This is a genomic window from Psychromonas ossibalaenae ATCC BAA-1528, from assembly GCF_000381745.1.
Lineage (GTDB): Bacteria > Pseudomonadota > Gammaproteobacteria > Enterobacterales > Psychromonadaceae > Psychromonas > Psychromonas ossibalaenae.
The window spans coordinates 17,851-29,534 of sequence record NZ_KB907029.1; the positions used below are offsets into that span (position 1 = coordinate 17,851).

12 protein-coding genes are annotated in these 11,684 nt (G+C 42.9%); 5 read left to right on the forward strand and 7 right to left on the reverse strand.

Annotated features, from left to right (window positions below; all coding sequences use genetic code 11):
- Positions 1–94 precede the first annotated feature (94 nt).
- Together G327_RS0120965 and G327_RS0120970 are read right to left on the reverse strand one after the other, a co-directional pair.
- Entirely contained in the window at positions 95–484 is a 390-nt protein-coding gene (locus tag G327_RS0120965) for a TrmO family methyltransferase domain-containing protein (protein ID WP_019616769.1), read from the reverse strand.
- Positions 485–506: 22 nt separating this feature from the next.
- Entirely contained in the window at positions 507–1,391 is an 885-nt protein-coding gene (locus G327_RS0120970; RefSeq protein WP_051090334.1) for a DMT family transporter, read from the reverse strand.
- Between the two features lie 111 nt (positions 1,392–1,502).
- On the opposite strand from G327_RS0120970, the gene G327_RS0120975 reads away from it, so the two are divergent.
- Together G327_RS0120975 and G327_RS0120980 are read left to right on the forward strand one after the other, a co-directional pair.
- Positions 1,503–2,090, forward strand: a complete 588-nt coding sequence (locus tag G327_RS0120975) for a TetR/AcrR family transcriptional regulator (protein ID WP_019616771.1) — start codon at positions 1,503–1,505, stop codon at positions 2,088–2,090.
- Positions 2,091–2,364: 274 nt separating this feature from the next.
- Positions 2,365–3,975 (forward strand): Na/Pi cotransporter family protein, encoded by a 1,611-nt coding sequence (locus G327_RS0120980; protein ID WP_019616772.1) that lies wholly within the window; start codon positions 2,365–2,367, stop codon positions 3,973–3,975.
- A 227-nt stretch (positions 3,976–4,202) separates the two neighbouring features.
- On the opposite strand, the gene G327_RS0120985 is transcribed toward G327_RS0120980, so the two are convergent.
- Positions 4,203–4,940: a PEP-CTERM sorting domain-containing protein gene (locus G327_RS0120985; protein ID WP_019616773.1), complete on the reverse strand. Its 738-nt coding sequence runs from the start codon at positions 4,938–4,940 to the stop codon at positions 4,203–4,205.
- Positions 4,941–5,362: 422 nt separating this feature from the next.
- Between G327_RS0120985 and G327_RS0120990 the strand changes: the two genes are divergently transcribed.
- The 3 genes from G327_RS0120990 to G327_RS0121000 all read left to right on the forward strand — a co-directional run bounded on the left by G327_RS0120990 (position 5,363) and on the right by G327_RS0121000 (position 7,402).
- Positions 5,363–6,190, forward strand: a complete 828-nt coding sequence (locus G327_RS0120990) for an AraC family transcriptional regulator (protein ID WP_033298755.1) — start codon at positions 5,363–5,365, stop codon at positions 6,188–6,190.
- 133 nt (positions 6,191–6,323) lie between these two features.
- The gene (locus G327_RS0120995) at positions 6,324–7,079 is read left to right on the forward strand and encodes an AzlC family ABC transporter permease (RefSeq protein ID WP_019616775.1); all 756 of its coding nucleotides are present in this window, start codon (positions 6,324–6,326) and stop codon (positions 7,077–7,079) included.
- The gene (locus tag G327_RS0121000) at positions 7,076–7,402 is read left to right on the forward strand and encodes an AzlD domain-containing protein (protein WP_019616776.1); all 327 of its coding nucleotides are present in this window, start codon (positions 7,076–7,078) and stop codon (positions 7,400–7,402) included. The genes G327_RS0120995 and G327_RS0121000 overlap by 4 nt, the downstream gene beginning before the upstream one ends.
- A gap of 198 nt (positions 7,403–7,600) precedes the next feature.
- Here G327_RS0121000 and G327_RS0121005 read toward each other — a convergent pair whose 3' ends face one another.
- From G327_RS0121005 to G327_RS0121020, 4 genes are all read right to left on the reverse strand, one after another.
- Positions 7,601–8,383, reverse strand: a complete 783-nt coding sequence (locus G327_RS0121005; RefSeq protein WP_026339479.1) for a DUF2189 domain-containing protein — start codon at positions 8,381–8,383, stop codon at positions 7,601–7,603.
- A 460-nt stretch (positions 8,384–8,843) separates the two neighbouring features.
- On the reverse strand, positions 8,844–9,755 hold the full coding sequence (locus tag G327_RS0121010) for a metallophosphoesterase (protein ID WP_019616778.1): 912 nt from the start codon (positions 9,753–9,755) through the stop codon (positions 8,844–8,846).
- A gap of 346 nt (positions 9,756–10,101) precedes the next feature.
- A complete protein-coding gene (gene trpS, locus G327_RS0121015; RefSeq protein ID WP_019616779.1) occupies positions 10,102–11,130 on the reverse strand; it encodes a tryptophan--tRNA ligase in 1,029 nt (342 codons plus the stop codon).
- A gap of 271 nt (positions 11,131–11,401) precedes the next feature.
- Positions 11,402–11,684 (reverse strand): IS3 family transposase (locus tag G327_RS0121020; protein WP_157601233.1); only part of this gene is annotated, 283 nt, incomplete at its 5' end.

The window sequence follows — 11,684 nt, forward strand, 5'->3', positions numbered from 1 at the left end:
CATTAAACACAAATCTATGCATTACCACGCACAGCTGCATTAAGCGAAAATCGATGCATTACATGTATCACCATGAGGTTCTGTGCTCCGCAGGTCAGCTTTCATGGTAAACTGCAGGCTTTATATCGAGCAGCTTAGTGTTATTCAGACAATCCAGTCCACGAACTGTAATTTGCCCGTTTTCAAGAGATTCAATAGGCAGTACAGCAGCTCCGATTGGATTGGGTCTATGTGGTGAACGAAGCGCAAATGTGCCAGCTTTCCCTTGCCGGGTACTTTGCACAACAGCTGTTCTATCGGTATTTTCAAGCCAATAAAGAATAAGAATTCTTTGTCCGAAAATAAGCCCCTGCATGCCTTCAATATACTCATGATTTAAAATAAGGCGACAAAGCGGCCCGTCTGGCTGAATGTTTTTGGGACAGTCTTTAACTGCGGTATAAGGTGTTTCAATACGGCCTATAAAATTTAGTTCTGCTGACATTTATCTAACCTCTATAACATTATTAAGCTTGCTTGACGGTTGAAGCCGCATAAATAAGAATCGTCAGCAGAATAACTGCACCGCCGATAATACTGGCAGCCGGTGGAACCTCAGCGAAAAAAACAAAAGCCCATACAGGAGCAAAAACAGCTTTAATCATAAGCACCATGCCAGCTTCAGGAGCGGTCATATAACGAGTTGCCACCTGAGACAGCACACGCCCGAACGGCGCCGTGAACAGCCCCATTGTGCCCATAATAATCCAGGTCTCGGCACTAAAGGACGACGGCTGTGCAAAGAAAAACATCACCAAAGCAAGGAACATGCCTCCAAGACCGACACTAGCCGTACGGCTTACATCCTGATACTTGCGTAACAAGATTTGATTTAGAGACAAACAGATAACACAAAAGACAGCGAGAGCATCCCCTGTTAAATTTCCTGATCCAAATGACCCCGATACCACAATGCCGATTCCAGCCATGACAGAAACAATTGCCAGCCAGGTTGTGCCCTTCGTCACCTCGCCTAAAAACAAGCGGCTGAATACAGCAGCTAAAGCAGGAGCGGCGCTAAGAATAACGAATGTATTAGCAATAGATGTGTTCATAATGCTTAAAATCAATGTAGAAGCGCTCCCAAGCATAAGCACACCCGACAACAGTACAGGCCAGCCGCTGATCGTTAGTACTTTAACCAGCCCGCGTTGGTCACGAAAATGAATAAAAAGGGGCATCGAGACGGCAGTGAACAGCCCGAATAGAAAAGCAGTATCAAAACCGCCGACACCAGAAAATCGAATAAAGACCGGATCAAGACTCATGAGTAACCCGCCTAGCAAAGCGATAAGAACACCAACAGTGCGGGCGCTTACTCTCGGGAATGTTTTTACTAATGTATTTGACATAATCACCTCTCAAAATAATAATGCTGACCAGTATTATTTACATAAAACATAACTACGTCAACAGAAATCATACCGGCTAGTATGCTTTTTTTAAAAAAAGGTATAAATATCATGGGCAAAATAGAGCAGAATAAAGAGAAAAAAAGGCGTGTCATAATAGAGGCGGCACAAAACATTTTCTTATCGGAGGGTTATACCCTCGCCAGCATGGATAAAATTGCGGCTCTGGCAAAAGTAACAAAACAAACGGTTTACCGATATTTTCCATCTAAGGTGGATCTGTTTCAGGCAACTCTGAATCAGATGGGAGAAATGCAGGGAGGAAGTTTTCGCTCTCATCTGCAGAAAACTGACACAAATGATGCGCTGAATGAATTTGCTAAAGGTTTTATCCAGGCACACCTGTCAAGCCAGCATCTGGCAACAATCCGGCTTTTAATTGCCGAAGGCGGCAAAGCACCGGAAATCACACGCAGTTTTTGTGCAGTCGGGCCTGATCAAACAGCGGCACAGCTGTCAGCATTCTTTACCGAAAGACTAGGCATTAAAGATACTGAAAGCACCGTAAGGTTATGGATTTCTATGCTGCTTGCTTACCGGACAGGTACGCTGATCGGCTTGGAAAGTCCGACAGAGCAGCAGATTGAAGAGCATGCACGTAAAGCGACTGATTTCTTACTGGCTGCAGCCGCTCAATAAAAAGAGACAACACGGCAGGTTCCCATACTCCGGTGGGAACTGATACCAGCGAATCATTAAATACAAAATCGATGCATTACCACGCAGAGCACGGTGACGAGATAATTCTCTATTATCAGATAGGCCATGGCGGCAACGCAATTTTCCACTTAAGATCACCATTCTAAGTTCCTGTCCCGTAAAACAATTTTTTTTATCTATAATTTAAGAAGATACACCAACACAACTGCAGACATGCGCATTCTTTAACCGTGACTATCACGAGATTTAAACCATGAATGTAAGCCTTTTGTTTGAAAACGTTGATTCCATTATGCGGGCCTTAGGCGGGCTGGGACTGTTTCTGCTCGGCCTGATTATTATGATGGATGCGCTCCGCGCTTTAGCCGGAGACGCAGTACGCACGGCCATTGTACGTTTCACCCATTCACCGCTCAGCGGGGCTATTACCGGCGCAGTTGCCACAGCGGTTCTACGCTCTTCCAGTGCAACAACCGTTGCGGCTGTTGGTTTTGTCGGCGCCGGACTAATCGGTTTTTCAGAATCACTGGGTATTATCTTCGGCGCTAATGTCGGTACCACACTGACCGGCTGGATAGTCGTACTACTCGGATTTAAGCTCAATCTTGAAGCGCTAATGACAATGCTTTTACTGATCGGGGCGCTGCTGCGCTTATTAGCCAAAAACACATTAGCAACCTCGGGTTATGCATTAGCCGGATTTTCACTTATGTTTGTCGGTATCGCTATGATGCAGCAGGGCATGAGCGGTTTCGGCGATATAATCACGCCCGAACAGCTGCCGCCGGACACCTTTACCGGCAGGCTGAAACTGGTCGCTATCGGCATTATTTTCACCCTGTTCACGCAGTCCTCAAGTGCCGGTGTCGCTATGGCACTGGCGGCGCTTTTTTCCGGTTCAATAAACTTTCCACAGGCGGCGGCTCTGGTGATAGGCATGGATGTCGGTACCACAGTTACTGCTGTAATGGCCACCATTGGACAGTCGCGGGAAGCGCGCAGAACTGGGTTTTCTCACGTTTTTTATAATATTATCGCAGCTGTTTTCGCCCTGCTCTTTATCACGCCGTTCACTATGCTGCTCACAACTTATTTTCCATCTGCACTTGAAAATAATGCTGAAATATCACTAGTCGCCTTTCACAGCGCTTTTAATATTCTGGCGCTGCTCATTATTCTGCCCTTTACCAAACAGTTCGCCTCTCTGATGATCAAACTTATTCCGGAGCAAAGCAGTCTGTTTAACAAGCCGCTGGACAAGACTTTACTGAAAGAGCCGAATATGGCGCTCACCGCCGTACAGAACAGCGTGCATACCGAAGCAACCGCTTTATTAACCCATATCAACGCGATGCTGGGAGATCATAACAGCCGCAAAACAGATATTCTGCAGCTGCAGCTGGCACTGGATAAAACACACGCATACATTGATCTGATATCACTAAAAAACGAGTCCGGTGCACAATGGGAACGCCTGGTTGCGATGATCCACATGCTCGATCATATGCAGCGCCTGCACGAACGCTGCGAAGAGGAAGAAGACAGGGCAATAACCCTGAGAGATACGCAGCAGTTCGTGAATGAAAAAGACATTATGATACTGGGTATCAAATCTATGATGGAAGCGATGGAGGCAAACAACCTGAAAGCCATGCTGGAGCATGCCGATATAACCAGAGAGCAGCTTCATAAACAGCTCAAACCTTACCGGACCATGATTGTCGAGCAGATTGCCAGAGGCGAGCTGGATATTATTATCGGCACCGACTACCTGGAAGGCATACGCTGGCTTAAGCGGGTTTCCTGGCACCTTATCCGCATCTCATTTCACTACAAACAAGCGATTCTGGCTGCAGGGAAATAACGATACCCGTTACCAATAAAAATAAATGTGCAAAACTTTCATAAGACGTGATCACTGAACTCTGTCGAATTCACCTGTAAAGAAATTCGACAGATCTGCCGCAAGTCCGAACAAGGCGCTGCTAAACTACTTTTAAATTGTAACAAAACGAATTATGGGCTAGCCCTACATCCATGTAAGTATTCAGGCTAAGCCCGTAATTCGTCTTGTAAGCAAATAGTACTGCATCACCTATTTCTTAATGTGCCAGCCCTGCTCTTACGTCTGGATAAGCCCGCAGCCAATACTCCAACGGCTAGAAATGCAAACGTTTCAGGTTCGGGAACCCGTGCATGAGCACCATAAAAATTGAGCGAAAATACCTGTTCATCACCACCGCCGTTAATACTCTGTGCGCTAGTGAACGCATAATAGTCGTGTCCTGAAAGCAGATCGCCTCCCTGAAACAATGCCCCTGTAGTCAGGTCTTTAATTGTCAACGAGCCGTTCGACGGCGATCCGTTAAGCCATCGCGGCAGTAGCGAAGCACCATTACCATTTACAGTAAACATCAGCTCTAGTGACACTATGCTGCTCGCATATACAATATCGTATGGGTGGTAGTCTCCCTGCTGAACATACCTGTCAGTGTTCGCATCCCCCGTAAATCCGAAGCTGTTATCTCTTATCGACGTACTCCACCAGTACATTGATGTAAAATAAGAAGGTCCAACATCTCCACAACAGGCATTTGGCAGAATGGTACTGCTTGAAATAGCATGATTAAGCGTTTGGTTAGTTTCTTCAAATGCAGATCCCGAGAAATAGAATGATTCATCTAATGCCTGAAGGGTAATTTCAAGCTTCTCATATGAAATGTCGATAGTGGTCGCGTATGCAGACGTGGGAAGAACTGCTAAGCAGCTCAGAAGAACGGGACCGGCGAACCTCATTTTTTGTAACCAGTTGACCATAAAGTTGTTCATCTTAGATCTCTTAAAATATGCGATGCTCCCCAAGAGCAACCTTTAATCAAAAAATCAGCAATATACAGGCCAAAACATAAACAGTTACTAATATCATAAACTTACCAGAATAGATGAAACTCATAAGACTGCCCGTAGTCTAAAAGTGTAAATTATTCTGACATCATCATCATATTTTTGTATCACCCATTCTAAATGAATGAACATAGAACAGAAGCAGACGTTATTATCAGTATCGCTCACCTCGAACTTAAACGGCTCACCCCTTCCGTGAGCCTTAGGTAATTCATCAAACGAATCACCAGACAAAAAGCGATGCACTAACACGCAAAGAGAAACTTACAAAAGCGCAATTTTGTACATTTTATTTAAAAAATTATGTGGTACATTTTTATAAAGGACTCTTGAGCAGAAGACATTTTATGAACAAACCTAAGGAACAGGCAAGATTTCAACTCCATAACGAGCTCGGAGGGCTTGAAATGGTTGATGCGGCCTTCCATAACAAAAATTTTTCCAAACACAGCCACGAAGGTTACTGCATTAATGTCATCGAAAAAGGTACGCAAAGATTTCTAAGCTCAGGTAAAAACTATATCGCACCAGAAAACAGCATCATTTTGGTTAATGCCGACCACATTCATACCGGTCAATCCGCAACCGATCAAGGCTGGTCCTACAGAGGCATTGCACCGCTGGGCTCTCAATTTACAAAGCTGGCAGATGACCTGGGAACTAAATATCAGTTTGAGCCCTACTTTCCAAGTTCAGTTGTTAATGATCCCGTTATGGCAAATGAGCTAAGGCAGCTATTTAACGTTCTGGCGACATCCGATAATACTCTGCTGCGGGAAACTATACTGTACGGCGTATTGACCCGACTGATGCTCAAACATGGAAAATGCAGGACGACGACAGCCGTTGATCAGTCAAACATTCGAAGCCTCAATTTAGTACAGGAATATATCCACGCCCGCTTAGAGCAGAATATCAGCCTGGAAGAACTGGCGGCATTGAGCTGTTTCAGCCCGTTTTACTTAGTGCGTCAGTTTCAAAAACAATTTGGACTGCCGCCTCATGCTTATCAAATTCAACAGAGACTTCAAAAAAGCAAAAGCCTGCTTCGCGCCGGCAAAAGTATAACCGATGTTGCCGTTGAACTGGGCTTTCACGATCAAAGCCATTTTCATCGACATTTTGTCAGAGCCAATGGATTTTCACCGGGGCATTATGCCCGTAACATTATCTAGAGCGCAGAAATATACCTAAGATGTTAATCAAAAATTAAGCCTGAAAATAAACTTCAATCTGCAAAAACATACAATCCTCATAAAAACTTACCTGCCATGCTAGCTCGATATTCGTTTATTTATCCGAGGTATTATGTCTTTAACTAAAAAAAACGCGTATCTAAAAGCGGCTCAAAAAGGCTGTTTAGATATGCTTCCACTTAGCCTGTCGGTTATTCCATGGGGAATACTCTGCGGCTCCTTAGCGATTGCGCGAGGTTTTACAGAGCTTGAAGCCTTTTTGATGGTATTACTTGTTTTTGCCGGTTCGGTGCAGCTGGTTGTCATTGAACTGATGAGCAGCGGTACGCCTCTAACAACCGTCTTGTTTAGCGCATTTATTATAAGCTCAAGACATTTCTTATACGGCCTGGTATTAAGAGATAAGATTAAAAACCTGCCCTGCAAATACCGCATAGGTATTGGTTTTTTATTAACCGATGAACTGTTTGCGTTATCGGCCCATAACAAAGCATTAAATGGAAAACGAAGGTTAGTTTATGCTTTATCGGCAGGTGCAAGCTTTTATGTCTGCTGGATAACCTGGAATGTGATCGGCATTATTGCTGGAAATTATATGCCGGACTTAACCAGCCTTGGGCTGGACTTTGCCATTGCAGTTACCTTTATTTCGCTGGTTATCCCGTCCATTACCAATCTGCCAATGTTAGTAACAGCACTAACCGCAGGTTTTTTATCTGTGACGTTCAAATTGCTGCATTTTCAATTAGATTTAGTATTCGCGTCTGTTTTGGCAATGACAGCAGGCTTTTTTACCTCAGAGTTATTAAAGCGCAGCAAGGCGCTCAAGGTTCGAGGGGAAATAAAAGCCCTGGAGGAAACACAATGAATATCATCACTATTATTTTGCTGGCATGCATAACGTTTTCAAGTCGTTATCTATTTCTTGAACCAATGCTGCCTTTAAAAATAGGCCCTAAAATAAAATCTCTGTTAAGTTTCAGTGCTCCGGCTGTACTGACTGCAATCTGGTTTCCCATTGTTTTTATAAGAGATAATTCGCTAACGTCCAGCTTAACCGATCCCTACCTAGCAGCGGCCGCCGTCGCAGTTATTGCCTCCTATAAAACCCGAAGTATATATTTTACGCTTGGCATCAGCCTGTGTGTGTTTGCTTTATTACAGGTTTTTAAATCTGCTTTGATGTTTTGAAAGTAGAGATAAAGCCAGCTATAGATGTTTGATAAGTAACCATTCTTGTTTCTCTCTAGCGAAGGTTTTCCGGAGTGTTAGACTGCCCCAATTATGACGGTGAAGAATTTCAACGCTAAGGCAAAGCCTGCAGAAGCAGGCCTTTTGTATACTTAATTCAATACGTTTGTTACTCGAAGGTTTATCCCTGATGCCTCTCTATTCAAACGTGCGTGGTTTTTTAGTCTTAATAACAGCAATATATGCATGCCAGCTAGCAAAGCTCAGGAGGGGCATAATAACAATAAAAGCGATAGCGGAAGTTAAAAAACCAACCGCAACTGCCGTTAAGATAATAGCCCCCCATACACACATAACAACAAGGTTATTTTTCACCGCATTTGCTGAACTAAAAACAGCGGTCATAATATCAACCTGGCGTTCCATAATGACTTGTGGTGTAAAAGCGGAAATCACCAGTACCACCACCAGTAAGATCCCTCCGATGATTGACCCCAATCCTAGGAATGCGGAAAGTTCGATTAATGTTGGCTCAGATGCACTAGGGTAAAGTGCAAAAACTAACCCGGCTAACAAGATCCATAGCGTTAATAGTAATAATAATATGACAGCAAAACCCCATAATCCGACTTTATTCCTTAAAAGGGACTTATAGCTATGACTGAATGAGGGGCGGTGGCCTTTTTCTAATTCCCATGCCACATCATATAAAGCAGATGAAAAAACAGGTCCTATCAATGTAAGTCCCACGACCATGGGAATAAGAAACATTGGATTAGCTTCAGTTGAAAAGAGTTGTAATACGGCGAACGGTATAATACTAAAAATCAGCCCATAACCTATGCTGATAAACGGAGTCGCAAAAAAATCATCAACGGCGAGTGATAACCAATGAAACGGGGCAAACACATTCATTTTATTACACTCTATTGTTCTAGCGTATCTCTTAGTATGGCTTTGTACAGCATGACTTGTTGACATATTATTCTCCTAATGAATAGTCGGTAATTGATAACAATCATTGCAGTGCTTCAATTCACCTCTACTCTTTAGTTTTAAGATAAATAAAATTTATATTAGCAGCTCACCAATATTGGTTTAACTGAGATTCCCCGTCTGAAAAGCTCAGCAATATGGAAAATCTAATAACGAGCAGTCTTCATTTTCTAGTTTCATCGTATTTGAAAATATAATAATAACTCACTGGGTATCGTGCTTATCACTGCAGGCCTCGGATGTACCACTAAAACGTATGACTCAAGAATAGTCTAGCTATACAATTTTATGCAAAAAATAGAGAATCATAGCAATCCGCTTAATATTACGATCTGTTAATAGAGGTGCTCCAAGCGGTATTTATCGCAGCTGCTAAGTCATAGAGTAAAAAGCGTTGTTTGAATAAAAATCAGAAGTCTGCACTTTCAATATGCAGTTACCGCCATCAAACATCAACCTGCACGCTAAGTTTATGCAGTGTTATTTCCGGCAGGCAGTTGATGCGGACATTGACCACAGATGTTCCCGCCCCCACCGATGTGTACCCCTGCATTTTGTTATAAAGCCATTTTCCTCTGCTCACCATACGAGGACAGTCGGAATCAAGTATAACCGGAATACCGCCGGGCAGGCATATCTGCCCGCCATGGGTATGCCCTGATAATAATAAATTAAAGCCTGCTGCAGCGGCTTGTTTATATATGGCAGGAGTGTGAGATAAAAGAATGCTTGCAGTGCCTGCAGTGAGTCCGTTTGAGGCGCGCGGTATATCATCAGCACAAAAGTAATGCGCATCATCAATACCGGCAAGTAACAACTCACCCTGCCCTTGTTTGATGTGGATATTTTCATTAAGAAGCAGTTTAATGCCCATTTCTTCCATAGCTGGCACCATTAAGATGCTGTCATGGTTTCCCAATACTGCATAGGTCTCTTTTTTTATGTGTATTGCCAGCCGCGCCATGACAGCGAGAGCAGGCTCAATATCTCCATGGGTAGACGCACGATAATCCCCAGTCATGACGCAGATATCATAGTTTACCTTTCTGATCTGCTCTATCAGTGCAAATACCGCCAGCTCATCCATATCGAGATGCAGGTCGCTAAGATGGAGAATGGTGAAACCGTCAAGATCCCGATGCAGATGGGAAAGCACGACTGGATTATAGCGAACTTGAATATTTCTCGCGTTACGCTGTCCTTTACGGAGCATAAAGCATAAACGCAGGGTGTTTCTAATTACTGAATGCGAGGAGTACCAGTTTTCGATATGGAAAAAGTTACGCCCCTGCCCCAGGATTTGTGCGACATGTGCCTCTTCTACAGCAACCCGTTGTTCAGCATGCTCTGCGCCCATTCTGTGTGCTAGCTTTACTAATATTTCTGATTTTTTTCTGATAAGCGTAAACCTTTTTATGAGTGAAACGGGGAATAATGAACCATTGAAGTATAGATTATGAATACTTAACTATACGTCATTTTATGAGGTTATTTTTTCTCGCGCGGTTGCGGCGTTTGACTTGAAATTTGATATAGCAGTTCCACTAATTAAATAATCTATTCAGGCGTAGGAAAAATGGATGAAAGCAAGGTATTTAAAGCCTCCTGTCCAGTAATGTTTTTCATCAACCACGACCAGCTATGCCTCCCAGCAGCTTGCTTCCATGCTCTGCATAGGGATAAGTTAACGACAAAAAATACAGCTACAACTGAAAAAAATTAAGCCCGAATGCATTTTTAACACTGTTTAAAACCTGATTTGATTCTTCTTGCGACTTTTGACTGCCGCTCCTAAGAATTTCAATCAATTGAGACTTGTCTGAAATAAATGTTTTTCTACGCTCTCTAATCGGTTTTAGTATCTCTTGTAAGCATTCTTCAAGGATTTTTTTTGTTGTTCCGTCACCCAAACCGCCCTGCTGATATCTAGCCTTTAATTCATGAACGTAGGCAGCATCAGGATGAAATGCATCCAGGTAGGTAAAAACCACATTACCTTCAACTTTACCCGGATCTTCAACTCGTAAATGACTAGGGTCGGTATACATTGATTTTACCGCTTTAGAAATATCCCGTTCGCTTGAATCCAGTAAGATACAGTTACCCATTGATTTCGACATTTTACTTTTACCGTCCGAACTGGGCAGTCGAGAAACTTTGCTTAACAGTGGTCGGCATTCAACTAAAATATCGTCTTGAGCGATATAATTAAGTTTTCTGACTATCTCATTGGTTTGCTCGATCATAGGTAACTGATCATCACCGACTGGGATTAATGTTGCCTTGAAAGCAGTTATATCGGCAGCCTGGCTGATTGGATAGGTTAAGAACCCCGTTGGTATTGAACTGCCGAATGACTTACCTGCAATTTCATTTTTAACCGTTGGATTTCTCTGTAACCTGGCAACGGAGACTAAATTTGAGTAGTACATGGTCAGTTCAGATAAGGCAGGAATTGCTGACTGTAGGCAAATCGTCGTTTTTTGAGGATCAATACCAACAGCTAAGTAGTCAGCAACGACATTCAAAATGTTAGATGATACCTTATGAGGATTGTGACCATTGTCGGTCAGGCCTTGTAAATCAGCGACCAGAATGGTCTGCTCATACTGATGCTGTAAAGCGGTCCGCTGTTGAAGTGAACCAACAAAATGACCTAGATGCAGCTGTCCTGTTGCTCTATCGCCAGTAAGAATTTTTTCTTTTTTAATAGTAAGTGATTGATTTTGCATAATATGACTCCTAAATTGTACCATCGGAGACATAAGTGACTTTATTCATAAGCAGTCTTCCGACGGCTTTGAACAAATGTGATTCAGCGCCGCTCTATAAAATAGAACGCCACCAGGAAATTGAGATGAATTGAAATGTATAATTTGTCTGCATACCCTTAAGTTATCACTGTATAAATTACGATTCAATCTAAATTTATGCAGATAAGGCGATGCAGTTTAGCCTTACCTTGACCTGGTCAACTTAATTCAGTCACCCTAGTTAAGTTCTTTAAGCTACTTCTTTTAATGGTTTAGCCATACGCTCAAATTCATTGGGACTTTGATAATTCAGGTATGAATGCATCCGTTGGCTGTTGTACCACATTGTGATGTAATTCAGTACATCTTGCTGAGCTGCATAGCGCGTTCGATAATTGCGCCAGTGAACTCTTTCCTGTTTCAAGCTGCCGAAAAAGCTTTCTGCTACTGCATTATCCCAGCAACATCCTTTTTTGCTCATACTACCTACAAACTTATGCAACCTCAGTATCCGTCTATATTGATGGCTCGCA